Annotated in this window: 24 protein-coding genes and 1 pseudogene; 17 read left to right on the plus strand and 8 right to left on the minus strand. The window is 73.1% G+C overall.

The window, feature by feature from the left end; genetic code table 11:
- Positions 1-2: 2 nt before the first annotated feature.
- The 8 genes from ACQPYD_RS20270 to ACQPYD_RS20305 all read left to right on the plus strand — a co-directional run bounded on the left by ACQPYD_RS20270 (position 3) and on the right by ACQPYD_RS20305 (position 7192).
- Complete coding sequence (locus ACQPYD_RS20270; RefSeq protein WP_433697172.1) at positions 3-392, plus strand: hypothetical protein; 390 nt, start codon at positions 3-5, stop codon at positions 390-392.
- 126 nt (positions 393-518) lie between these two features.
- On the plus strand, positions 519-1208 hold the full coding sequence (locus ACQPYD_RS20275) for a DsbA family protein (RefSeq protein ID WP_433697173.1): 690 nt from the start codon (positions 519-521) through the stop codon (positions 1206-1208).
- The gene (locus ACQPYD_RS20280; protein ID WP_433697174.1) at positions 1205-1849 is read left to right on the plus strand and encodes a vitamin K epoxide reductase family protein; all 645 of its coding nucleotides are present in this window, start codon (positions 1205-1207) and stop codon (positions 1847-1849) included. Before ACQPYD_RS20275 ends, ACQPYD_RS20280 begins: the two co-directional genes overlap by 4 nt.
- A gap of 591 nt (positions 1850-2440) precedes the next feature.
- On the plus strand, positions 2441-3298 hold the full coding sequence (locus ACQPYD_RS20285; RefSeq protein ID WP_433697175.1) for a SigB/SigF/SigG family RNA polymerase sigma factor: 858 nt from the start codon (positions 2441-2443) through the stop codon (positions 3296-3298).
- 434 nt (positions 3299-3732) lie between these two features.
- Positions 3733-3960 carry a hypothetical protein gene (locus ACQPYD_RS20290; RefSeq protein ID WP_433697176.1) on the plus strand — a complete coding sequence of 76 codons (228 nt, stop codon included), beginning with the start codon at positions 3733-3735 and terminating at the stop codon, positions 3958-3960.
- 332 nt (positions 3961-4292) lie between these two features.
- Positions 4293-4871: a TetR/AcrR family transcriptional regulator gene (locus ACQPYD_RS20295; RefSeq protein ID WP_433697177.1), complete on the plus strand. Its 579-nt coding sequence runs from the start codon at positions 4293-4295 to the stop codon at positions 4869-4871.
- A gap of 101 nt (positions 4872-4972) precedes the next feature.
- Positions 4973-6271, plus strand: a complete 1299-nt coding sequence (locus tag ACQPYD_RS20300) for a hypothetical protein (protein ID WP_433697178.1) — start codon at positions 4973-4975, stop codon at positions 6269-6271.
- 42 nt (positions 6272-6313) lie between these two features.
- Positions 6314-7192 carry an alpha/beta fold hydrolase gene (locus tag ACQPYD_RS20305; protein ID WP_433697179.1) on the plus strand — a complete coding sequence of 293 codons (879 nt, stop codon included), beginning with the start codon at positions 6314-6316 and terminating at the stop codon, positions 7190-7192.
- Between the two features lie 42 nt (positions 7193-7234).
- Here ACQPYD_RS20305 and ACQPYD_RS20310 read toward each other — a convergent pair whose 3' ends face one another.
- The gene (locus tag ACQPYD_RS20310; RefSeq protein WP_433697180.1) at positions 7235-8428 is read right to left on the minus strand and encodes an MFS transporter; all 1194 of its coding nucleotides are present in this window, start codon (positions 8426-8428) and stop codon (positions 7235-7237) included.
- Positions 8418-8924 (minus strand): HAD-IA family hydrolase, encoded by a 507-nt coding sequence (locus ACQPYD_RS20315; protein WP_433697181.1) that lies wholly within the window; start codon positions 8922-8924, stop codon positions 8418-8420. The genes ACQPYD_RS20310 and ACQPYD_RS20315 overlap by 11 nt, the downstream gene beginning before the upstream one ends.
- A 65-nt stretch (positions 8925-8989) precedes the next feature.
- Here ACQPYD_RS20315 and ACQPYD_RS20320 point away from each other — a divergent pair, with 65 nt between their 5' ends.
- From ACQPYD_RS20320 to ACQPYD_RS20330, 3 genes and pseudogenes are all read left to right on the plus strand, one after another.
- Positions 8990-9745 (plus strand): ROK family protein, encoded by a 756-nt coding sequence (locus ACQPYD_RS20320; RefSeq protein WP_433697182.1) that lies wholly within the window; start codon positions 8990-8992, stop codon positions 9743-9745.
- 85 nt (positions 9746-9830) lie between these two features.
- Positions 9831-10166, plus strand: a pseudogene (locus ACQPYD_RS20325) (RNA polymerase subunit sigma-24); the annotation flags it as partial.
- A 46-nt stretch (positions 10167-10212) separates the two neighbouring features.
- On the plus strand, positions 10213-10764 hold the full coding sequence (locus ACQPYD_RS20330; protein ID WP_433697183.1) for a kinase: 552 nt from the start codon (positions 10213-10215) through the stop codon (positions 10762-10764).
- Positions 10765-10782: 18 nt separating this feature from the next.
- Here the strand turns inward: ACQPYD_RS20330 and fxlM are convergent, their stop codons facing one another.
- Positions 10783-12057 (minus strand): methyltransferase, FxLD system, encoded by a 1275-nt coding sequence (fxlM, locus tag ACQPYD_RS20335; RefSeq protein ID WP_433697184.1) that lies wholly within the window; start codon positions 12055-12057, stop codon positions 10783-10785.
- 161 nt (positions 12058-12218) lie between these two features.
- Here fxlM and ACQPYD_RS20340 point away from each other — a divergent pair, with 161 nt between their 5' ends.
- The gene (locus tag ACQPYD_RS20340; RefSeq protein ID WP_433697185.1) at positions 12219-13358 is read left to right on the plus strand and encodes a DNA-binding protein; all 1140 of its coding nucleotides are present in this window, start codon (positions 12219-12221) and stop codon (positions 13356-13358) included.
- 6 nt (positions 13359-13364) lie between these two features.
- On the opposite strand, the gene trpD is transcribed toward ACQPYD_RS20340, so the two are convergent.
- The 3 genes from trpD to ACQPYD_RS20355 all read right to left on the minus strand — a co-directional run bounded on the left by trpD (position 13365) and on the right by ACQPYD_RS20355 (position 16065).
- Positions 13365-14408, minus strand: a complete 1044-nt coding sequence (gene trpD, locus ACQPYD_RS20345; protein ID WP_433697186.1) for an anthranilate phosphoribosyltransferase — start codon at positions 14406-14408, stop codon at positions 13365-13367.
- Positions 14409-14607: 199 nt separating this feature from the next.
- Entirely contained in the window at positions 14608-15111 is a 504-nt protein-coding gene (locus ACQPYD_RS20350; RefSeq protein ID WP_433697187.1) for an NUDIX hydrolase, read from the minus strand.
- Between the two features lie 195 nt (positions 15112-15306).
- A complete protein-coding gene (locus ACQPYD_RS20355; protein WP_433697188.1) occupies positions 15307-16065 on the minus strand; it encodes a DeoR/GlpR family DNA-binding transcription regulator in 759 nt (252 codons plus the stop codon).
- Between the two features lie 264 nt (positions 16066-16329).
- On the opposite strand from ACQPYD_RS20355, the gene ACQPYD_RS20360 reads away from it, so the two are divergent.
- Entirely contained in the window at positions 16330-17007 is a 678-nt protein-coding gene (locus ACQPYD_RS20360) for an NUDIX domain-containing protein (protein WP_433697189.1), read from the plus strand.
- 58 nt (positions 17008-17065) lie between these two features.
- Here ACQPYD_RS20360 and ACQPYD_RS20365 read toward each other — a convergent pair whose 3' ends face one another.
- A complete protein-coding gene (locus tag ACQPYD_RS20365; RefSeq protein ID WP_433697190.1) occupies positions 17066-17626 on the minus strand; it encodes an NUDIX hydrolase in 561 nt (186 codons plus the stop codon).
- Between the two features lie 623 nt (positions 17627-18249).
- Here ACQPYD_RS20365 and ACQPYD_RS20370 point away from each other — a divergent pair.
- The 4 genes from ACQPYD_RS20370 to ACQPYD_RS20385 all read left to right on the plus strand — a co-directional run bounded on the left by ACQPYD_RS20370 (position 18250) and on the right by ACQPYD_RS20385 (position 22403).
- Complete coding sequence (locus ACQPYD_RS20370; protein WP_433697191.1) at positions 18250-19266, plus strand: arabinan endo-1,5-alpha-L-arabinosidase; 1017 nt, start codon at positions 18250-18252, stop codon at positions 19264-19266.
- A 523-nt stretch (positions 19267-19789) separates the two neighbouring features.
- Positions 19790-20200: a peptidase inhibitor family I36 protein gene (locus ACQPYD_RS20375; RefSeq protein WP_433697192.1), complete on the plus strand. Its 411-nt coding sequence runs from the start codon at positions 19790-19792 to the stop codon at positions 20198-20200.
- 74 nt (positions 20201-20274) lie between these two features.
- Positions 20275-21183 carry a hypothetical protein gene (locus tag ACQPYD_RS20380; RefSeq protein WP_433697193.1) on the plus strand — a complete coding sequence of 303 codons (909 nt, stop codon included), beginning with the start codon at positions 20275-20277 and terminating at the stop codon, positions 21181-21183.
- A 233-nt stretch (positions 21184-21416) separates the two neighbouring features.
- Positions 21417-22403: a helix-turn-helix domain-containing protein gene (locus tag ACQPYD_RS20385; RefSeq protein ID WP_433697194.1), complete on the plus strand. Its 987-nt coding sequence runs from the start codon at positions 21417-21419 to the stop codon at positions 22401-22403.
- On the opposite strand, the gene ACQPYD_RS20390 is transcribed toward ACQPYD_RS20385, so the two are convergent.
- Positions 22340-23527, minus strand: coding sequence for a helix-turn-helix domain-containing protein (locus ACQPYD_RS20390; protein WP_433697195.1), 1188 nt, complete (start codon positions 23525-23527; stop codon positions 22340-22342). The genes ACQPYD_RS20385 and ACQPYD_RS20390 overlap by 64 nt on opposite strands.
- Between the last annotated feature and the right edge of the window lie 294 nt (positions 23528-23821).

Here is a 23821-nt window from a genome sequence, read left to right on the forward strand (position 1 = left end):
TCATGGACCGGCACACCTCGACGCGGCGGCACCGCATCCTCGCGGTGCCGTTGATCGCCCTCGTGGTCATGTGCTTCGTCTGCGCCCTGTGCCACAGCACGGGGCCGATCGCCCAGCCCGCGTCCGCCGCAGCCGCCGCCGACTGCCCGGAGCAGACCCGGGGGTCCGCGTCCGAGGACCCGGCCGCGCAGGCCACGCACCCGTGCGAGGCGACGGAGGGACACGGGCTGCCCACCGCGCCGCCCCTGTTCCTCCTCGCCCTCGGCGCCATCCTGGTCTGCGCGCTCCTGGCGGCCCCGCGACCGGGCCCGGCGGCGCGCCCCGCCGGCCGCACGCCCCACGCCCCCCACGGGTACGGGCTTCTGACGCTGCTCTGCGTCCAACGGGTCTAGAACACGGTCACCCCACCCCCTCCGCGCGCCCCGCGCGGAGGAGGCCTGCCGCGCCCCGCGCGGCCCCTTCACGTGACCGTCTCCCGGGCGCGCTCCGACGCGCCCCCGCAACCCCAGGACAACCGCATGAGCAAGAACCTCGGCATCACCCTCGGCCTGATCATGGTCGCCGTCATCGGCCTCGGCCTCCTCCTCGTCCTCCACGACCGCGGCGGCGCCCCGACCGCCCCGACCGCCCGGGGCGGCCCCGCCGGTCCGGAGGGCACGCCCACCGCGCCCGCCGGGCTCCTGGTGCGGGAGGACAGCCGCTACCTCGACCGGGTGGAGGACTCCCCGGTGACGGTCGTGGAGTTCCTCGACTTCGAGTGCGAGGCCTGCCGCGCCCAGTTCCCGGTGATGGAGCGGATCCGCGAGGACTACGACGGGCGGATCAACACGGTCATCCGCTACTTCCCCATGCCCGGTCACACCAACTCCGAGCCCGCCGCCGCGGCCGTGGAGGCCGCCGCCCAGCAGGGCGCGCTGGAGGAGATGTACGTCCGGATGTACGAGACCCAGGCCGAGTGGGGCGAATCCCGGGAGTCCCAGTCCGAGGTGTTCGTCGGCTTCGCCGAGGAGCTGGGCCTGGACACGGACGAGTTCACCGAGACCGTGGAGGACCCGGCCACGCTGGAGCGCGTGCGGTCCGACTTCGAGGACGGCGTCGCGCTCGGCGTACGGGGCACCCCGACCATCTTCGTCAACGGCCGTCCCACCCCGAGCATGCCCGGCTACGAGGCGCTCTCGGCCATGATCGACGCGGAGCTGGAGGGATGAGCGCACCCGCCCCGTCCCGCCCCTCCGCGACCCCTCCGCCCGGTGCGGCGGTACCCGTCATCAGCCTGGCCCTGCCCTGGCTGCTCGCCGTGGGCGGCGCCGTCGGACTCCTCGCGTCGACGGCTCTGCTGGTGGAGAAGATCCGGGTGCTGGCCGACCCCGGGCACGTGCCCGCGTGCAGCCTCGATCCGGTGCTCTCCTGCGGCACCGTCATGGCCACCCCGCAGGCCGAAGCGTTCGGCATCCCGAACCCGATCATCGGCGTGGCCTGTTTCGCCGTGGTCACCACCGTCGGCGCCGCGCTGTTGGCGGGGGCGCGGTTCCGGCCCTGGTTCTGGCTCGGCCTCCAGGCGGGCGTGCTGGCCGGCGCCGTTCTCGTGCACTGGCTGATCTTCCAGAGCCTGTACCGCATCGGCGCGCTGTGCCCCTACTGCATGGTCGTGTGGGCGGTGACGATCCCGGTCTTCTGGTACGTCACCCTGCACAACGTGCGCTCCGGGCACCTGCCGACGCCCCGGTGGCTCGCCGGCCCGGTCGGTCTGCTGGCCCGCAACCACACCGTCGTGCTCACCGTGTGGGCGCTGGTGGTGGTCGGCGCGGTCGGCCAGGCGTTCCGGGCCTACTGGTCGATGCTCCTCTGAGCGTCTGCGCCCGCCTCGGGAGGCGCCGGGGCCGGGCCCGGGGCGAACCGGGAGACCACCGCGGCGACCACACGCCGGGACGCCGGGAGCACCCCCGGGGACCGGCGCCCCCGGCGCCCTCCCGGGCGTGACGCGCCGGAAGTGTCCCGTCGCAGCCCTCGGCCGCGTGGCCGGGGGCTGCCGTCGTCCGGAGGCACCCGTGGAACTGTTCGACGCTCCGGCGACCGGATCCGCCCCGCGTGGGCGCACAGTCCCTCCCCCGCCGGAGCGGAACGGTTTCTCGCCGTGTGTCGGAAGGGGCGTGTTTGAGCCGTGGTTCTCGTGGCAGGGGATGAGGGACGGCGCGCGACGCCGTCGCCGGGAGCGGGAGGCCGTCGACGTGCCCTCGCAGGCCTGGGGGAGCGCCTCGGGCTCGTCGACCTCCCGCCCCATTACTCCTGCGTCAAATGTCTTATTTATGGCAATTAAACACTAAAAGTTACCTCTATACATTTTAGTCCCATTCCTGAGGGAAGGATGGAGACGGCACTCGAATGCCGTGCCCTGCCGTCGCGGCAGTGACATACAAGGCGAACTTTCGGGGGGTCCCTCTTGTCCGTCACCGACACCGACGCGCTTCCAGCCAGCTCCTCCTCCGACAGCAGACCCCTGATCCCGGCGCCGCGCCGACCGGGACCGGGCGAGCAGGACCCGGGCGAAGCCCTCCTGCGACAGCTCAAGGCCCTCGACGAGGACGACCCCCGGGCGTGCGCGCTCAGGGAGCGGGTCGTGTCCCACTACGCGCCGGCCATGAAGCGGATCGCGCACCGCTACGGAGGGCGCGGGGAACCGGTGGAGGACCTGTACCAGACGGCGATGGTGGGCCTGTGCAAGGCCATCCGCGGCTTCGACCCCGCACGGGGCGTGCCCTTTCTGGGCTACCTGATGCCGACCGCGTCCGGCGAGGTCAAGCGCCACTTCCGCGACCACACCTGGGCCGTACGGGTGCCCAGGTCGGCCCAGGAGAACCGGATCCGCCTGCACCAGGCCCGGCAGGAGATGACCCAGGAACTGGGACGCACGCCCACCGGCGACGAACTCGGGCACAAGCTCGGCATGACCCGCGAGCAGCTGGACGAGGTCCGCCAGATCTCCGACCTCTACCGGTCCCTGTCACTGGACGCGCCCGACGGCTCCGAGTCCGACGGGGAGGCCACGCCCTCCCTGGAGGAGCACCTGGGCTGCGAGGACCACCTCTTGGACCTGGTGGTCGACCGAGAGGCCCTCAAACCTGCCCTGGCACGCCTTCCCGAGCGCGAACGCCACATCCTCATGCTGCGCTACTTCCACGACCACACCCAGACCGAGATCGCCGAACGGCTGGGCTACTCCCAGATGCACATCTCCCGCCTCCTTCGCGCGACCCTGGACCAGCTGCGCAAGGACCTGGGCATGGACACGGCCGCCTGAGGGCCGCCACGGGAAGAGGCGGGGCCCACGGCGCCCGCGTCTCCCGGCCTGGAGGCACCGCCGTACAGGACACGCCTCCCCCGACGGGAGACACACGCCGGGAAATCCTGCGGTCGCCTCCGGCCCCGTCGGCGTGGAAACGGCGCCATCACGACGGGAACCGGCCCGGCGCGGTTCCGGGGCCGCCGTCCGGCTGCCGCCAGGCCATGCCTCCGCCCGGCGGCAGCCGTTTCCTCCGCGCCCTGCGCCGACGGCTGCCACCCGTCATCGGCTCCGTCTTCGAGGGGGTTTCCGCAGCCGCGCCCGGGTCCTGTACTCACCGGAGCGGGGCGGGGGCGGGGCTCCGCCGTCGTCGCGCACGGCGGTGTGTACCTCCCGGCGGGTCAGGGCAGTGGAGTCCCGGCCGAAGAAACCGCGAGACCGAGGAGGTTGTCATGGCCGAGCCGGAGAGCCCGCTCAAGGACAAGAACTACAACCTGGTCTGGGCCGTGCACCAGTCGCTGGAGAACGTGTGGCGCCTGGACGGCTACATCGAGGACGCCGAGCGCCAGGGCGACGAGGAGCTCGCCCGCTGGTTCCGGAGGATCCAGGAGAACAACCAGAAGGCCGGCGACCAGGGCAAGAGGTTGCTCGTCGAACGCCTCACCAAGGAGAACGGCTGAGCCTTCGCCCACGGCCGCACCCGGACAGGGGAGGGCGTCCCCGGGCCCGACCGGGGGCGCCCTCCCCTCTTCTGCGCTCCGGCGCCGGTCGACCTGGAGCGCCGGGCGGTCGCCGGGTTCCGCGGAGCCGGGCACGTGACTCGCGGCCCGAGGTGCCCGACCCCCTTTCCGGGCTCCACGGGTACCGGCCCGTCGATCACCGGTCGGGACAGTCGTCAGGGCAGGCCGGGCCCCGGACACGACCGCGGGGCCGCCCACGCCGCGCCGCACTTGCGGGACGGACCCCCGACCCTTTTCTTGAACGTGCGATCCAGATAGGTTACGGTGGGGCCATGGCAAGAACCCGTGAGTTCGACACCGAGGCGGCCGTGGGCCGCGCCATGGAGCTGTTCTGGACGCGCGGCTACGAGGCGACCTCGGTACGCGACCTGACCCAGCACCTGGGGGTGGGACAGGGGTCCCTGTACGCCGCGTTCGGCGACAAGCACGGCCTGTACCGGGCAGCACTGGAGCACTACCGCTCCACCCTCGCGGCGGCCGCCCTGCGCAGCCTGGAGGAGGGGGCGGACGTCCGCTCGGCGGTCCGGGGGCTGCTGGCGGAACGGGTGCGCATCGCCGTGGAGCACGACGGCAGGGGCTGCCTGATGGTCAACGCCGCCTGCGAGCGCCTGCCGGAGGAGCCGTCCGTCCGGCGCATCGTGCGGGACGTGCAGGACGCGAGCCGGGAGGCGCTGGCCGAGGTGCTGGCGGCCGCGGCGGAGCGGGGCGAGATCTCGGCGCGGCACGACCCGCACACCCTCGCCGCCTTCCTCATCACCTTCCTCAACGGACTGCTGGTCTCCGCCAAGGTCACGCCGGACGCCGGCGCCCTCGAGCCCCTCGTGGAGGTCGCGCTGGCCTCCCTCGACTGACTGCTTCATGCCTTGAATCTGTATCGGACGATCAAGAAAGGCGCCGGAGGCCGCGAGCGCGCGGCCGCCGATCCCGCGCCACCGACAACCGAGGAGGACCCATGTCCCCTGCCCCCACCCGGAGCACGCCCCCTCTCGGCGGCAGCCGCTGGAACACCTTTCCCGCGGACGGCGCCGCCCTGACCGCCCGCGACCTCCTAGCCGCCGCCGAACCGCTGCTGCAGGGCGTCATCGACGCCGGCCGCCTCACCGCAGCCGACCGCCCGGTCCTGGAGTCCCAGATCCGTGCGACGCTCGCCCTCGGCACCCGGGAGGCCTCCCTGCCGCTGGTCGTCGGCCCGGACAGCGCCTCGGCAGTACGCGAACTGGGCGCCCAGGCCGAGACGATCGGCCGGGAGCTGGCCTCCTGGGCCGCCGCGTCCCTGGAGAGGCTGCTCACCGACCCGGTACCGCTGCCCGCCGGACCGCTGGTCGTGCGCAGCCACTGCTACGGCCACCTGCTCACCGCTCCCGCAGCCGACCTCCTGCTCCGCGGCCCGCGCGGCGGGCCCGTCGCCATGCAGCTCTACAACGAGTGGCTGCACCAGGTCGTCCTGCTCCGCGACGCCCTCCTGCCCTTCACCAACTGGCAGGACGTGCCGCTCCTGACCACCCCGTCCGGGCTGCGGCACACCGAACCGGCCCGCGACGCCTTCCTCACCGAACTGCTGGTCCGTCGGATCAGGCACTCCAGCATCGTGGCCTTCGCCCGCCATGCCGTCACCGGTACCGGCGGCCCCGCCGGCTACGGCTTCGAGGCGGGCGGCGGCACCGCCCTGCCCGCCGTTCTCGACCGTCCGCCCCTGACCGCGCCCCGGCACCTGCTGACCTGGCGCTCCTCCCCCGCCGCCGACGGACCCGTCACATACGTCGCCGAGGAGCAGGACTACTACGCCGCGCCCCGCACCCCCGTCGAGGACCTGCCGCCCTCAGACCCCGCGCCGGGGCCGCTCACCGCACGCACCGCCACCGGGCTGCCCGTCGACGGGACCCGCACGGCCCGCATCGAGGTCACCGGCGGCGGCGCCACCGTCCGCGTCGATCTCGGCCAGGCCCTGCGCGGCCACCGCTACGCCCACCGGCCGGACCCCGGGGCGGGCGACGCGCACCCCGGCACCGGGACCCGCGCCACGGCCGTGTGGTCCGCGCTGAGCGCACCGGGACTGGTGTGGACGCGAGCGGGCGAGACGACCCTGGACGCCGCCGGGCAGAACGACCTCGTCCTCCTGGCACTGCTCGGCCGGCTCTACCCGGAGAACGTCACCCTGCGACCGGTCGGCGGCTCCGCTACCCGGGGAACCGGGGCCGACGCCGGCCCGGGCCGCCTGGTGGTCCTCACCGGCTCTCCCCGGACCCGCTGACACCCGCACCTCGCAGTACACACAGAGAAGGAGAAGAACTTGATGTTCGACCACGACGGAACGCACCTCCGCACCGGCCGTGCCGCCGTCAACGGAACGAGTCTGCACTACCGGACGGCCGGGACCGGCCCCGCGGTGGTGCTGCTGCACGGCGTGCCCAAGACGGGCTACCACTGGCGCCACCTCGTCCCGAAGCTGACGCCCCACCACACCGTCGTCGTGCCCGACCTGCGCGGTCTCGGCGACTCCGCCCGCCCGGCGGACGGCTACGACTCCGCGACGATGGGCGACGACATCGCCGGACTGATGGCCCACCTCGGACACGAGACATACGCGGTGGCGGGAGAGGACTGGGGCGCGGTGATCGGCTACCAGCTCGCCGCGCGCCACCGCGACCGCGTCACCGCTCTCGTGTTCGCCGAGGCCCTGTTCCCCGGATTCGGCTTCGAGGACCACACCGCGCTCACGCCCGAGAACGTCTCCAGCGGCATGCACCTGTGGCACCTGGGCTTCTACTTCCAGCCCGACGTGCCGGAGATGCTGATCAGCGGGCACGAGCGCGAGCTGATCACCTACATGATCAAGTCCGAGCGCAGCCACCCCGACACCGCCACCCCCGACGCGGTCGAGGAATACGTGCGCTGCTACTCCATGCCCGGCGGCATCCGTGCGATGCTCTCGATCTACCGGGCGATGCTCGTCGACGCCGAACAGAACCGGCAGGCCGCACAGAAGAAACTGGACATCCCGGTCCTGGCTCTCGGCGGGTCCGCGTTCATCGGCGATCGCAACGAGTCCCAGATGCGGCTCATGGCCCACGACGTCACCGGACACGTCTTCGACGCCGGCCACGATCTGGCGGAGGAAGTACCCGACGACATGGCCGATGTCGTCCTTCCGTTCCTGGGCGCGCACGTGTGATCAAGCCCGGCCGACGACCGGCCGTGTCGGCTCCGCGGTCCCTCACTCCTTTCGCCGACTCGGTTCGGCGCGGCCACCGGCCCCGGGCGCACCGGCCCTCCGGGCGACCACGGGGACGAGGAGGGCCGTCGCCATCGCCAGCACCCCGATCAGGGCCATGGAGAACGGGATCGCGCTCGGCGCCGGAAGGTCGTCGGCCGCGACGATGAAGCCGGGGAGCAGGACGCTCCCCACCATGGACGAGGTGAACATGAGGGAGTTGGCCGTCTGGTTGTCCTCGACGGTCTCCGCGATCCACTTCAGGATCGCGGGGAGGACCGGCGCGAGGAAGAACCCGCAGGCCGCGTAGGCGGCGGGCGCCAGATCCGGGCTCGCGGCCACCAGCAGTGAGGCGGTGGCGGCGACCAGCGAGAAACCGGTGATCCCGTACGGCGACCGGGTCCGCGTGACCAGGGGGATGACGAACCTGCCCACGCACAGGCCGACCCAGAACAGGGAGGAGAGCAGCTCCGCGGCGGACGCGCTGTAGCCCACCCGGCTGAGATGGGTCGCCTCCCAGGCGCCGACGCCGGTCTCCATCCCCGCGTAGAAGAGGCCCAGGAAGACGAAGGCGAGGACGAGCGGGTTGAGCGGCTTGAACGGGTTCGGTGTCCTCCGCGCCCGGGCTGGGGACGCGTGCGTGAGGTTGCCGACCTTGACCACCAGGGGGGCGAGGACGCCGGCCGCCAGGAAGACGAGGTTGACGTACCCGCCCGCGGCGCTCACGGCCAGCGGCCCGATGATCGCCCCGACGCCGAACACGGCATTGATGAGGTTGAGCATGAGGAAGCTCTTCTCGTCGGTGCGCTGGGCGACGATCGAGTTGAGGTAGAGGACCAGCCCTCCGTAGCCGGCGCCCGCCACGACGGTGGCCGCGTAGAACAGGAACCAGGCCTGCGCCACCCCCATGACGACGGCGCCGGCCGCGAAGAGGACGAGGAGCGCGCGGAGCGCGGTCTTCCGGGAGAAGTAGCGGTTGCCGAAACCGCATACCAGGATCGCGGCCAGGGCTCCCAGTTTGTAGGCGCTCACCAGCCATCCTCCCCCCTGGTCGGAGAGGCCGTACGCGTGGCGCAGGCTCGGCAGGGCGGCCCCCGGCGCAGCGGTGACGAGGCCGAGGAGCAGGAACAGCAGGAAGATCGCCGCCCATTCGGACCGGACGACCGGTGTTCCGCGGGCGGGGCCCTCAGCCGCCATGGGCGGCCACGTCGATCCCGAGCGTCGCGAGGGAGCTCACGGAGTGGTCGCGGGGCGCGTGGGGCCCGCCCTTCCCGTCCGTGACGGCGATGGCCCTGATCCCGCCGGCCTCGGCTGCCAGCAGGCCCGCGGCGGAGTCCTCGATCACCAGGCACTCGTACGCCTGGACGCCGAGCCTGCGGGCGGCGGCGAGGTACCCCTCCGGGGCGGGTTTGCCGACGCGGACGTCGTCGGCCGTGACGAGGACCTCGGGGACCGGAAGGCCGGAGGCCCTGAGCCTGGCGAGCGCCACGGGCCGGTGCCCGGAGGTCACGATCGCCCAGGAACCGCGGGGCAGGCTCGCGACGAGCTCGGCGGCGCCGGCGCACGCGGTGATCCCGCCGGTGTCCTCGACCTCGCGCTCGACCATCCTGCGGGCCTCGGCGACGGCGTCCAGGTGGGGTGCGACCTCGGCGACGAGCTCGGCGTTCGTCCTTCCGGGCGAGGCCTCGATCACCTGCCGGGGGTCCAGCCCGTGGCTCTCCGCCCAGTCCTTCAGGTGGGGACTGCCTCGGCCTCGCCGTGGGCGTCGCGGGGGTGGTGGACGCGGGCGGGCTCGCGATCCTGTCCTCGCTCTACCTCCACTGGGAGGACCTCCCCCTCGCCGGGCTGCTGGAGGAGCTCCTCCCCGCCGGACTCGCCGTCACCGTCCACAACGACGCCGCGCTCACCGCGATGGCCGAACTCCACAGGGGGGCGGGCCGGGGAGCCACCACGATGTTGGCGCTGCACTGCGAACACGTCGGCATCGGCGCGGCGATCGTGTCCGAGCCGGGATCGCCGATAGGGCTCCGGCACGCGTTCGAGGCCGGACACCTCGCCCTCGACCCCTACGGCCCCCGGTGCCCGTGCGGCCAGCGCGGGTGCCTGGAGCTGTACTGCGACGGACGCGCGCTGGTCGCGTCCCTGGCCGGCGACGGCGGTCCCGGCGCCACGACACCCGAGGAGGTCGTCCGCCGGGCACGGGACGGGGACCGGAAGGCCCAGCGGGCCGTCCAGGACGTCGCCAACCGCCTGGGGACGGGCCTGGTGAGCCTGGTCAACATCCTGAGCCCGGAGGTGGTCGTGTTCTCCGGGCTCCTCAGCGGCTACCTGGAGCTCGCCGGGGCCGAACTCCGCTCCCACCTCCAGGACTCCATCGTCGCCCGGCTCCAGGGGACCCGGTTCGAGGCGGCGTCCACGCCCCTGCCGGTGCTGCTGGGCGCCGCCGAGTTCGTCTTCGAGCCCCTTCTGCGCGACCCCGCCCACGCGCTGGAGAACGTCCTGCCGGGAGCCTGAGGCGCGGGCTCCGCCGCCCGGAACCCGCCACGCGCGGCCGCTCCCTCCCCCGGGAGGGCGGGGGCGCGTGGCGGAGGCGGAGCCGGCCGAGGCGCCCACCGCGGAGGAGACCGACTGGGTGCAGATCGTCGAGTGGTACGACGAACTCGTACAGCTGACCGACAGCCCGGTCGTGCGGCTCAACCGCGCGGTGGCCGTGGGCGAGGCCGACGGTCCGCGCGCCGGCCCGGCGGCGCTCGCGGAGCTGGACGAATCGCTGCCCCGCCACCGCGCGGTGGCCGCCCACCTCCACGAGCGCGACGGCGACACGGAGACAGCCGCGCGACTGTACGCCGAGGCCGCCCTCAAGGCGCCCAACCTCGCCGAACGCGACCACCTCACCCGCCGGGCCGCCGGGCTCAACGCCCGAGGGGGAGGCTGAGGGCGGGCCGGACCGGACGCGACGAGCGGTCGGTAGGGTCACGGTCATGGCCCCCACGGGAAGCGAGCACACACGCCTGGTGGTGATCCGGGGCAACTCGGGCTCGGGCAAGAGCACGATCGCCCGCGGTCTGCGCGCGGCACACGGTCGCGGTGTGGCGCTCATCGAGCAGGACTACGTGCGCCGCACCGTCCTGCGGGAGAAGGACGTCCCCGGGGCGGCCTCCATCGGGCTCGTCGACCTGATGGCCCGCCACGCCCTGGACGCGGGCTTCCACGTGGTGGTCGAGGGGATCCTGTACGCCGACCGCTACGGGCCCGTGCTCACCCGCCTGGTCGACGAGCACCGGGGGCTCTCGCGCTGCTACTACCTCGACGTTCCCTTCGCCACCACGCTGCGGCGGCACGCGACCAGGCCCACGGCTGCCGAGTTCGAGATGCGTGCCTGGTGGCGCCCGCACGACCTGCTGCCCGGCGGGACGGAGGCGGTGATCGGCGAGCACAGCACCCTCCGGCAGAGCCTGGACCGGATCCTCGCCGAGAGCGGTCTCGGGGAGGGGCGGCCGGCGGGTGGGGACGGTCCGGTGTCCCGAAGTTGACACTCGCTCCGGCGGGGATCACGGGCCGGGGTCGCCGGGCCAGTCCAGGCCGTGGTTCTCCTCCGTCTGGTCCCACAGGGCCAGCAGACGGGTGTGGCGGGTGCGGACCACCCCGTCGGCGGATGGAAGGGCCGGGTGGGCCAGGAACCGGGGCCCGGGCCCGCCGCGGTGCCCGCGCTCCCACCCGCGGGCGCGGTCGACCAGGAGGGCGACCATGTCGGCGGCGCCGGGCCCGTGACCGCAGGCGACGAACTCGCACAGGGAGGGGTCCTGAGGCACGGCCGGAGACAGCAAGTAGGCGAGGGAGGCGCCGTCCCACATCGCCGGGGTCAGGTCGCGGGTCATGGGCTTGTGGGGGAAGTCGTCGGCGGTGCCGGTCAGGGTGGCGAAGTGGGGCAGTCCGGTCGCCATCCACATCTGCAGGGTGCTGAAGGGCTCCGTACGGCCGATGCGGACCCCGGTGGACCGTTCGTATACGGGCAGGGCGAACACCCCGGGCAGGTTCTCCGGCGCGGGCACGGGGTCGGCGTCGGTGGTCAGTCCGACCGTGTCGGTGACCGGCACGGTGGCGGAGGCGGGAGCGCCCAGGCCCTGCATGGGAACGAACCCCGCGTGGTTGCCGGTCTCGCCCAGGAGCAGTCGGCCGTGGCGGGTGAAGGCGTAGATGCGCTGGAAGCCCCTCACCCCCAGCGGGAGTACGAGCCGTCCGCCCTCGACGAGCTGTCGGGTCCAGGCCGGGGGCAAGTCGGTGGCGGCGACGGTGACGATGATCCGATCGTAGGGAGCACCGTCGGAGCAGCCGTGTTCGGCGTCGCCGACGACCAGCTTCACCCGGTCCGCGTATCCGGCCCGGGTCAGGTGGGTTCGGGCGCGGTCGATGACCGCGGGGTCGATGTCGATGGAGGTCACCGCCCCGGTGGGACCGACGATCTCGGCGATGAGCGCGGCGTTGTAGCCGCCGCTGCCCACTTCCAGGACCCGCATGCCGGGCCGGATGGCGGCGCGCTCCAGCATCAGGGTCTGCACCCAGGTCGCCGAGACGGAGCTGGTCGCGGCTCCGTCGTCGGTGAAGCGGGTGCGCAGCACCGTCGTCAGGTCGTACACCTCCCCCAGTGGGAATTCGGGGGCGAACAGGTGGCGTGGCACGGTGCGGACCGCACGGAGCACCGGCTCGGTGCGCAGGGCCTTGACGGCTCGCAGCCGGGTGATCAACCGCTCGCGCATCTCGTCGGCGCGGTCGGCGTCCGGGGCTGGGGCATCCGGGACGGGGGCGGAGGTGTCGGAGGTCGTCACACCGGCAGGCTAACCAGCGGTGATCCCGCGCACGGGGTTTTGGCGATCTTGCGCGCGTGGCGTCCGGGAGCTCGCGTGCGTGCCCGTCCCCTGCCCCTGTCCGGTTCCGGTCGACGCCCAAGGGCCGGGTGGTCGGCGCGCTCGGTGGGGACGATGACGTCATGGACTCTTCATCGGAACACCCGGTGTGGTCGCGGAACCTGCGCACCGCCCGCACCGTCCGCACCGTCCGCGGGTGGGACCCGCTGCGTCTGGCCCAGGAGACGGCGTACGCGGCCGGCCTGGGAGCCGCCGAGACCCCCCGGAGCCTGGTACGGCGCGTCCGCGACTGGGAGGCGGGCCGGTACGGGCCCGGTGAGCACTACCTGTTGCTGCTGGCCCGGGTGTTGGACGTGCATCCGGAGGATCTGGCCGTCGGCGCACGGGCGAAGCGCGTCGAGGCGGATCGTATCCGGGCGACCAGCGCCCACCTGGTGTCCCTGGACGGGACCCCGGACGGAACGGACCTGGTCCCCGCAGCGGTGCGCGCGGCGCGCACCGCCCGCACCGCTGCCGGGTCCGGCGCCTCACCGGACGTGGTCTCGGCCGCCGCGGAGGCGTTGCAGGTGGCCGGGTGGCTGGCCTTCGACGCCGATGAACACGTGCTGGCCCGTAGGTTGACCAGCGCTTCGGTCGTGACCGCGCGGGCGGGCGGTGACCGTGGCGGCGAGCTGTTCGCCCTGGCCCAGCTCGCGATGCACGACGCCCACGAACACCGGCCCTCCCAGGCGCACCAGGTGTGCGAGCACGTCCTGGACCAGAAGCTCTCCCCTCGGCTGGCCTGCCTGTTCGAGCTGCGTCTGGCACGGGCCCAGGGGCAGAGCAACACACCGGTCCGTGCCCTGGCCACTCTGCGCCGGGCCCGCTCCCGCTTACGGGAGGGTGCCGGCGACCGCGACCCGCACTGGACATGGTGGATCGTCGACAGTGAGCTGACCTGCCACGAGGCCATGATCCACGTCGACGACGGCCGGTGGGACAGGGCGCAGGAGCTGTTCGCGTCGGCTCGGGAGCACTGTCCGCCCCACAACCCGCGGGGGCCGCTGATCCACGCGGTCCACCAACTGGACGCCCTGGTACGCCTGAGGGCATGGACGGCCGCCCGGGAGGTACTGACCACAGCGGTGGTCCCCCTGGTGGGACGGGTTCGTTCAGGACGCGTCGACGCCCTGCTGGCCCGCACCGCGCGCCTGGGCGCAGAAGCCTCGGCGCCCGCACCGTTCCGGGAGCTGATGCGGGTGGCGGTCGCCGCGGCGCGGTAGAGGTCTCTACGACACGGCCAGGAATCGGGCCAGGTCGACCCAGTCCCGCAACAGCGTGCGGGCGGCGCCGGAGTCCACGGCCGGGGCGACCGTCGCCAGGGCGTCGGCGAACGCCGCGTCCAGACCGTGCGCCCACCCCCGGCGGGCGGCCAGGGCGCCGGCGGCGTTGGCCAGGACGACGTCCCGGACCGGCCCCCGCTCCCCCTCCAGGACACGCCGCACCACACCGGCGTTGAAGACGGCGTCCCCTCCCCGCAGGGCATCGGGGCCGCAGCGGGCCAGTCCGTGCCCGGCCGTGTCCAGCCGCATCCGCTCCACCCGGCCGTCGGCGACCGCCCACACCCGGGTGGTCGCCGCGGTGGTGATCTCGTCCACCCCGTCGTCACCGCGCACCACCAGGGCGGTGGCGCCCCGGTCGGCCAGGACCCGGGCCAGCACGGGGGCCAGGCGGGTGTCGGAGCACCCCACCAGGGAGGTAGAGGGGAGGGCCGGGTTGGTGAGCGGGGCCAGGTGGTTGACGGCCGTGGGCACCCCCAGTCTTCTGCGCACCGGGGCCGCGTGGTGCAGGCCCCGGTGGAAGACGGGGGCGAAGGTGAACCCGATGCCGACCTCGTCGACGCACCGGGCGACCTGTTCGGGACCCAGGTCCAACGGGATGCCCAGCGCTTCGAGCACGTCCGCGGAACCCGACCGGGAGGAGACCGACCGGCCGCCGTGCTTGACCACGCGGACACCGGTCGCGGCGAGCACGATCGCGGCCATGGTGGACACGTTCACGGTGTGGGCCCCGTCGCCGCCGGTGCCGACGATGTCGACGACCGCGGTGCCGTCCACCGGCAGGGGCACGACGCGTTCCATGAGGGCGTCGAGCAGGCCCGCCATCTCGGCGGCGGACTCGCCCTTCGCCCGGAGCGCGACCAGGAACCCGGCCAGCTCGACGGGGTCGGCCGCCCCGTCCATGACCCGGCCCATCGCCCACCGGGTGTCGGCCGCGCCCAGGTCCTGTCCGCGCAGCAGCGCGGACAACAGCTCCGGCCAGGATCGGCTCACGGAATACTCCTCGGGGCGTGCGTTCTTCCCCGAGCACGGTCACCGTCCAGGCCCCCGGCCCACCGGCGGTTCGGGGAAGCCGTCGGGAGCACCGCGTGCGCGTGCCCCGCCGGGAGGCGGCGGCCCGTGACGCTCACGGGCAGCACCTCCCCTGCGCGGGTCCTCGGTGGACGCCGCCGCCCTCGGGCACGCGACCTGCTCACGCCACGGGGCTGGCGCCGAGGTCGAGCACCCAGCGTTCGGCCGCCACGCGGGCCAGGTGCGCGACCTGGGGAAGGACCGAGGGCCCCCAGTCGAGCAGCTCCAAGGCCTTGTCCAGAGGGAGCAGGTGGCGTTCGTGGACCCGGTTCTTGTCGGGGTCGGGGTCGGGCGCGCGCTCGGCCAGGCGGTGCAGGCGGGCGGCCATTCTCACCTGCGCGAAGGGCTCACCGGGCCCGTGCACGCTCTGGTAGCCGAGATAGACCGGGTCGGCCAGGGTGACCTGGACCTCTTCCCACACCTCCCGGCGCAGCGTCGCGGCCAGGTCGCCGCCGTCGCGGGGTTCGGGCTTTCCCCCCGGCAGGCTCCATCTGCCGAGGTCGCGCAGGAGCACCACGCGGGCGCGGGCGTCGAGCACCCATCCGTAGACCTGTCGAACAGGCAGGTCAGCAGGCGGTCGCTCGTCGGAGTGCCAGGTCAGGGACACCTCGTCCGGGCTGTTCATGGGAGAACTTTAGAGGGCTTCGGCCCGCCGGTCCGGCCGTTCCCGAATATTGCCCGTGACTCCGGCGGCACGCGGGGCCGGGAGCGTCGCGGAGTGACCTCCGGATCCTGGCAGCGGGCACGTCGATCCCCGTGGCGGGTCGATGCTCCGGACGGCATGTCGACAGGTCCACACGCCGTGTGCGGTCGGCGGTGGTCAGCCGGCCGCCAGGATCTCCACGCCGAGAGCCTTGAGCTGTTCGACGACCGCGTCATGGGGGTCGGCGTCGGTGATCAGTCCGCTGACCTTCTCCCACGGCAGGACGCGGAACCGTGAAGCCGTGCCGATCTTCTCGGAGGAGGCGAGAACGTAGGTGTCCGCGGCCCGCGCCGCCAAAGCGCGCTTCATGGCGGCCTCCTCCGCGTCTGCGGTGGTGAGTCCCGCCTCGGGGTGCACTCCGGTGACGCCGAGCAGGCAGAGGTCGGCGGAGACGTTCTGTGCCGCCTCGACGGCGGCGGCACCGCAGGTGACCGCCGAGTGCTTGAATACGCGGCCGCCGAGCAGGAAGAGGTCGGCCCGGGGATGGTCGAGCAGGGCGGAGGCGATCGTCGGGCTGTGGGTGATCACGGTGCAGGCGAGGTCCTGCGGGAGTGCACGGGCGACGGCGAGGGCGGTGGTGCCGCCGTCGAGAATCAGCGCGGCGCCGGGCCGTACGAGCCCGGCGGCCACCGCGGCGACCTTCCGCTTGCCGTCAGGGGCCACGGTCTGCCGGGCGGCATAGTCCACCACCGCCGGCGAGACGGGCAGGGCCCCGCCGTAGACCCGCTGACACCGTCCCTCGGCGGCGAGATCGCGCAGGTCGCGCCGCACGCTGTCCTCGGATATCCCCAATCGGGTGGCGACGTCCTTGGCGACGACCTTGCCCTCCCTCGCGAGCAGTTCGAGCAGGTGGTCGCGTCGTTCAGCAGCCAGCATGCACACTCTCTCCTATTTCTGCACGTTTCTGCATGTAGTATAGCGACTCATGACCGACAAGCCCCTACGCATCCCGGCCGCCGGGCCCTGCCGCTCCGGAACCGGCGTCGATCCACAGACCACGGCCGTCGGGCCCGTCCACCCCGAGCCCACCGCAGGGCAGGGCCCCGCCTCCGACCGCCTCCCCGTGACCGGAGAACGGATTGCCCCGCCCGTCCACCTCGATGCGGCAGGGATCCCCCGGCGCGCTCCGCGGAAGACCGCGTGACGCCCCGCCCCGGCGTCGACGTCCCGGACCATCGCGGCCGCACCGGCCTCGACCGGGCCGGACGCGACCTGGACCGGAATCCCGACGTCGTGGTCCGCGACGTCGAGCTCACCTCCCAGGGCTGGCACGTCCTGCGCCGCACCACCTTCGACTACCGCCGCCGCGACGGACGCCGGGAAACCCAGCAGCGCGAGACCTACGACCGCGGCAACGGCGCCGTCATCCTGCCCTACGACATCGGACGCGGTCGCGTCCTGCTCACCCGCCAGTTCCGCTACCCCGCCTACGTCAACGACCACCCCGACGGCATGCTCGTCGAAGCGGCCGCAGGGCTGCTCGACTCGGACGACCCGCCCGCCGCCATCCGGCGCGAGGGCGCCGAGGAACTCGGCGTCGCCCTCGGCCCGCTCACCCACGTCTTCGACGCCTACATGAGCCCCGGTTCCGTCACCGAACGCCTCCATTTCTTCGCCGCCCCCTACACCCCTGCGGACCGGACCGGGCCCGGCGGCGGACTCGAGGAGGACGGCGAGGACATCGAGGTCCTCGAGCTGCCGTTCGCCGAGGCGCTCGCCATGACCCGCGACGGGCGCATCATCGACGGCAAGACCATCCTGCTCCTGCAATGGGGAGCCCTGGACGGCCCCTTCGCCCCCGCGACGGGCACCCGCTGACCACGCCGACCCCGGCCGACGGCGCCGGGGCGGGGCCGGGGGCGTACCGGAGGCTCCGTCAGCCGGCCCGGACCGACGGACCCGCAGCACGTGCGACGCGGGGCCCGACGAGACGTTCGGCCAGCGGGAGGGGGTACCAGTCCGCACCGGTGACCTCGGACTCCTGGACGCGCCCGATCTCGGCACTGGCGGTCGTGAACACGTAGCCGAAGTCGAGGTGGCAGTGGTCCGGCTCGTCCTTGTCCGGCCGTGCCGGGACCCGGCCGAACTCGACGTAGGCCGGTTCCCGCGAGGAGAGGGACACCGCGTCGGCGTCGACACCGGTCTCCTCCACCAGTTCACGCAGGGCCGCCTCGGCCAGGGCGGTGTCCCCGGGTTCGAGGTGTCCTCCGGGTTGCAGCAGCAGCCCGTACGCCCGGTGGCGGACGAGCAGGATCCCGGCCTCCCGGTGGACCAGGAGCGCGCCCACGGTCACGTGCAGGGGGAAGGTGCGGCGCGAGGCGAAATCCCTGCCCCGGCGCAGCAACCGCACCGGTTCGGCGAGCGCCCCGGCCTCGTCGGGGCGCTGCCCGAGATAGGCGGCCAGCGTGGTCGAGATGAGTGCGTCGGTGATCGTCACCGGTCGGCTCCGGAGATTGCGCGCGGTTCGCCAGGGGTGTCCGCAGTCTACGAGTCGCACCTGGTCGGTACACACGTTTCGCCGGGAAGGGCCGGGGGCGCCCACGTCCTCGGCCTCCGGGAGACCGCGCGGGCGGCCGGGCCGCTGCCCGCCCCCGGGCGGGAGGGGACCGGCCCGCGCGCGGCGCACAGACCACGGACCGGCCGCCCAGGGCGGTGCGCGAAGGAGGGTTGACGCTGCAGGGGCGCCATCTTACGATGACCGAACAATTACGAAGCGTGTTCGTAACAGCGAACCACATCCACCGGCGCCCCCACCGAACCGCCGCCTCCTGCCCGGTGAACCACGGGACCGGGACGGCGAAGCCGGATCGGGGTGCGCGGTGTCCGGCGGTACCCCGCCTCCCGCCCCCACTGACGGACCCCCGTGCACAACGCTTTCGCCGCCCGCATTGTTAGCGCTCACATCCCCGGCTCACCGGGCTCCACCCCTGCGCCCGGGCAGCCGTCCCCCTCCGCGACCTGTGGCGGGCACGGCTCCGCCGCGGCGCGGGCGGGCGGCGGCGTCGACCCCCTCCACCCATGTCGGCCAGGACAGGCACCGACACCGAGGAGTCTCCCCCCATGAAGGAAAACCCGCTCACCCCTTCCCCCTTCCCCTCCCGCCGCAGAATGCTGGGCGCCGCCCTGGCCGCGGGAGCGCTGGCGGCGGTCCCGGGCATCGCCGACGCGGCCCTCCCCCGGCACGCCGCGGCCGCCGACTACCCCGGCCCCGGCCTCGTGACCGGCGACGTCAGGGTGCACGACCCGTCCTTCGTCAAGCGGCCCGGCGGCGGCTACCTGGTCGCCCACACCGCCCACGGCGTGGGCCTGAAGACCTCGACCGACCGGACCGCCTTCAGCAACGCCGGCGTGGTCTTCCCCTCGGGCGCACCGTGGACCACCCCCTACACGGGCGGCGACCGCAACCTGTGGGCCCCGCACCTGTCCTACGCCGACGGGCGCTACCACCTCTACTACTCCGCCTCGACCTTCGGCTCCAACCGGTCGGCGATCTTCCTGGCGACCAGCACCAGCGGGAACTCCGGGACCTGGAACAACGAGGGCCTGGTCGTGGAGTCGTCCACCTCCGACGACTTCAACGCCATCGACCCCCACCTGCAGGTGGACGCCCAGGGGCGCTGGTGGATGGCGTTCGGCTCGTTCTGGTCGGGGCTCAAGATGGTGCGCATCGACCCGGCGACCGGCAAGCGCCACGACGGCACCCTGCACTCGATCGCCGGACGCGGCGGGGGCGCCATCGAGGCCCCGACCATCTTCTACCGCGGCGGCCGGTACTACCTGTTCGTCTCCTTCGACACGTGCTGCCAGGGGGCCGCGAGCACCTACCGGATCATGGTCGGCCGTTCCAGCAGCATCACCGGCCCCTATGTCGACCGCAACGGCACCGCCATGCTCGCGGGCGGGGGCACGGAGGTCCTGTCCGGCCACGGCAGCGTCCACGGACCCGGACACCAGGACGTCTTCGCCGACACCGACAGCGACATCCTGGCCTACCACTACTACGACGACAACGGCACGGCGCTGCTGGGCCTGAACTGGCTCGGCTGGGACTCCTCCGGATGGCCCTACGTGCACTGATCCGGTCCTCGCGGGGGCCGGCCCCCGCGAACCCCGCACCGGGCGGACCCGGCGCACGCGCGCCGGGTCCGTGCGCATCCGGGACCGGGCATGGCCTGCGGGTGGACGGCAGGCCTACGGAGTACGCACGAGCCCGGGCGTGCCGCCATCGGAGCACCGGGGCGCCGCCCGCGTGCGCTCGGAACGCTCCGCCGGAACGCCGGGGCGCGGTCCCGCGACAGCACGGGTGGAGGGAACGTCAAGGAACCGTGGATCCTGCGTCAATGACAGCGGGCGGCGCAAGCGCGATCGTTGAAGAGAGCCGGACGCCGGGCCCACAGGGCGCCTGACACACGGACGTCCGCTCGGCGAGCCCCTGGGGGTTCGGGGCGTGGGAGCAGGTCCTCCGCTCCGGCGGCCCGGGCGCCGACCGGTCCTCCGGGCCGGTGGCCCCCGTCCCTCCCAGGAGCACGTCCCTCCGCACCCGGGCCACGGGTGAAGGCGTTCCCGCCCCACAGGGCGGCTGAGAAACAGGGGAATCGACATGCAGCGCACATTCGGTCTGGCGGCGACGCTCGCGGCACTCGGCTTCGCCGGGGCACTGGGCATGGGGGCACCCGCGACGGCCGCCCAGACCACCGACGTGGGAACCCAGGCACTCCGCTCCCTCTATGTCTACGAGCACGACGACTTCGGGGGCCGTCGGGCCCATCTGACCGCGAACGACAGCAACTTCTCCAACAACACGTGGAGCGGGAGCGGTGCGACCATCAACGACAACATCAGCTCCTTCCAGAACAGGGGCTCCATGCGGGCGCTCATGTACCCCTCCGCGAACTACGGCGGCACCCCCTACACCGCCCGCGGCCACTCCGAGGACAAGGATCTGAGCAACAACTCGAACAACCCGTCCAACTTCGACAACCGGGCGAGCTCCGTCAGGTTCGTGAACTAGGAGAACGACGCTGCCGGGGTGCGGTGCCGGTCTCGGCGCCGCACCCCTTCCGTTCGAGAAGGGCCAGGGCCACCATGCGGATTTCCCCCGTCCTGTGGGCGGGAGCGCTCCTCGCCGCCGTGGGGTGCTCCACCGCCCCCGCGGAACAGCACGCCCCGCGAGTGGGAGAACAGGTCGCCGACTTGTGGGTTCCCCTGGACGAGTACAGCCTCTCCAGACCCGACCTGCTGGCGGTCCAGTACGCGGAGGACCTACTCGTCGGCGGCTGCATGCGCGACGCCGGCCTGCCGTGGGAGCCCCTGCCGCCCCCTCCCGAGGAGGACACCGACCCGCTCAACCGCAAGCGCTACGGGCTGGTCGAGCCCGAGCTCGCCGAACGCCACGGCTACCATCCGCCGCCTCCCGCCGAGGACCAGCGCGCCCGGGACCTGGTGTGGCAGGCCAGGGAGGCCCTGCCCCGCGACCGGTGGACCGCCGCGTACGGAGAGGACGGGGAGGGCGGATGTCTGGCCGAGGCTCGCGAGACTCTCCGCCGGGACGTCCCGGCGACGGACACTGCCCTGCTGAACGGCTACATCGGCCAGACCTTCGAAGCCTCCCGGGAGCACCCCGAGGTGGTGCGTGTCATCGGTGGGTGGAGCACGTGCATGCGCGCGGAGGGGTTCGACTACGCGGATCCGCTCGATGCCAACGGCGACCCCGCCTGGGCAGAGATCGAGGAGCCCTCGGACCGCGAGATCACCGCGGCCCGCACGGACGTGCGCTGCAAGGACGAGACCGGTCTCGTGGAGGTGTGGTCCGCGGTGGAGGAGGGGATCCAGCGAGAAGTCATCGACTCCCACCCGAAGGACTTCGCCGGATTCGCGCGGGCGAGGGAGGCCGAGCTCGACGCCGCCCGCAGTGTGATCGCCCGGCACGGGCCCGCCGTCGCGCAGGCGGACCGGCAATCGCAGCGCCCCTCGGACGCCGTTTTCGGCCCGTAGTCCCGGACGCCACACCGGCAACGCCGGAACACGCGTCCCCGGGACAGCGGGAGCCCTTTTCCGGGAACACCGTGCGCTTCCGTTCCCGAAGGCTGACCGAGGGGCGGTAACGGCCCGGTGTGAAAGGTGATTTCCCTTCACGGCATTCGGTGGAAGAAATCCTTGACGGCCGTTCGTCGAGCCGACGTACCATTCCTCGAAAGCAGAATCCGTGAGACCCAGGACATCTCCCTGTGATCGAGAAAGTGTTCCGCACACGGGACCTTCCCCCCGCTGACCGGTTCGGCTACTGGCAGGACTGCATCGGCATGACCCACGTCCCCGTCCGCCTCACCAGCGACCGCACCGACGACTTCCTCGCCTACCAGCACATGATGGAGCTGGCCGACGTCATGGTGTGGCCGACGGCCTTCCAGCCGGTGACCTTCGAGAGGGTCCCGCGGCTCATCCGGGCCTCGGACCCCGAGTGCTACCACCTGAGCATCGTGACCACCGGTCGGCTCGAGGTGGAGTCCGAGGGCCGCTCCAGCGACGTCCGCGGGAACGAGATCAACGTGGTCGACACCTCGGTCCCCTTCCGGATCCGGGCCGCGGCAGGGCTCCCCCGACAGGTGGGCATCGGCCTCGAGATCCCCAAGAGGAGACTGGCGTTCCCCGGGCGCAGTGTGGAGCCCCTGGTGGGCGCCAAGCTCTCCGCAGCCGACGGCTACGGCGCCCTCCTGCGCCGGTTCCTCTCCCAGCTGGCACAGGACAGCGCCTCCTACCGCCCCTCGGACGGCGACCACCTCTCCACCGTCGTGTGCGACCTCGTCTCGGGCCTGTTCGCCCACGCGTTGGAGGCGGAGGACCGGCTCCCTCCCGAGAGCCGGGCGAGAACCCTGCGCATGAGCGCCAGGAACTTCATCAGGAGCAGGCTGGGAGACCCGTCCCTGACACCGCGCACCGTGGCCCGGGCCCACCACATCTCGGTCACCTACCTGCACCGGCTCTTCGGCGACGAGGGCACCAGCGTCGGCGCGTGGATCCGCGGACAGCGCCTGGCGAACGCCCGTGCCGACCTGGAGAACCCGGACCTTGACACGGTGCCGATCCACCGCATCGCCGAGAAGTGGGGGTTCTCCAGCGCGTCCGTCTTCAGCCGGGCCTACCGTGAGAGCTACGGGGCCTCTCCCCGCGACACCCGTGGCGCACGCCGCACGGCACGGCCCCGGCCCCGCTGACCCCTCCCGAGCCCCTCCCGCTGTTCCCGGGCCGGGTGGTCCACCACGTGAAGCCGGGCGGCCGGTGCCGTGCCCGGCAGCTCCGTCCCCTCCGGGCCGTGGGGCGGAGGCGCCGTGCCGGGACGCCCGCCCTCCGTCGCGGACCCGCCGCTCCGGCTGGATCTCGCCTGCGACCGGTAGTCACGCGGGGGGATCCCGTAGGCGGCTCGGAAGGTACGGCTGAACGCGGCGGCGTGGTCGAAACCCCAGCGCGCCGCGATGCTGTGGATCGGGACCGCCGCCAGGGCTGGATCGGCCAGGTCCCGGCAGGCGCGTTCCAGGCGCTGCTCCCGGATCCAGGCGGCGACGGTGGTGTCGCCCTCCTGGAAGAGCCGGTGCAGGTAGCTGGTGGAGATGTGGTGCGCGGCGGCGATCGCCGCAGGTGTCAGCCGCGGGTCGTGGAGGTTCTCCAGGACGAAGGCCCGGATGCGCAGCAGCAGGCTCCGGCCGCGGCTCTCCGGGACCAGGGTGTCCTCAGCCTCCAGGGTGTGCGCGAACAGGGCCGACACGAGGTCGCCCAGGATCAGCGCCAGTCGGGGATCGTCGCCCGGGGAGTAGGTCCCGGGGTTCTCGGTCAGCTGGTGGACGAAGCCGGTGAGCAGGGCTCCGAACCCCTCCCGTCCCGAGAGCCGGAGCCCGGTGACCCGGTCGGCCCTGCTCCGGGGCAGGGTCAGCAGGCGCTTGGGGATGTCGACGCCCGCGCTCACGACGAGCCCCTTGTCGCCCGGCGCCTGGATGTCGTACGGCGTGGAGGAGTCGTTCACGTGGATCTCGTCGGGGCCGTACGCGGCCCTGCTCCGGTCCCAGTCGCGTTCCATCGTGCCGCTCCGCACCAGGCAGATGTTGTACGCCTCCGGGTCGGAGATCCGGATCAACCGTGCCGTCCTGCGCGCTGTCAGGGCCCGGAACCCCATCTTCCACACGCGTGCGTCCTCCAGGTGCAGGTCCCGCTGGTGGACCCGGAAGTCCGCGATCCGGTCGCTCGTGGCATCCATGGGGGTCGGGGCCGCGGCCATGATCCGGCGCCACGCCTCGAAGCGGTCCGCGGCGGGCAGTTCGTCGGTGTTGAACTCCGACTCGATCAACGTGTCCGTCCTTCGCTCGGCTCCGCCACCGGCCCCGTCAGCCGGTGGCTCCACGTACCACCAGGGTCACCGACGGTGCTTTCAGCGGACCTTCACCGCACGTCGCCCCGGGCCGCCCTGCGGGCGCGAACGCCCGGGACGGCCGGCGGACCGGTCGACGCGGAGCCTGCTCACGGTGCGGGCCGTCCGGCAGCGGAGGGTTCCGCGGCTGCGTGGCCGACCACCCCGGCGCCGGGGAACCTGGAATGCCGGGAATGACCGGGTCCGGTCATCGCCCGGGCCCCACGTCGCCCG

The organism is Nocardiopsis sp. CA-288880, from assembly GCF_050955985.1.
In the GTDB taxonomy this organism is placed as follows: domain Bacteria; phylum Actinomycetota; class Actinomycetes; order Streptosporangiales; family Streptosporangiaceae; genus Nocardiopsis; species Nocardiopsis tropica.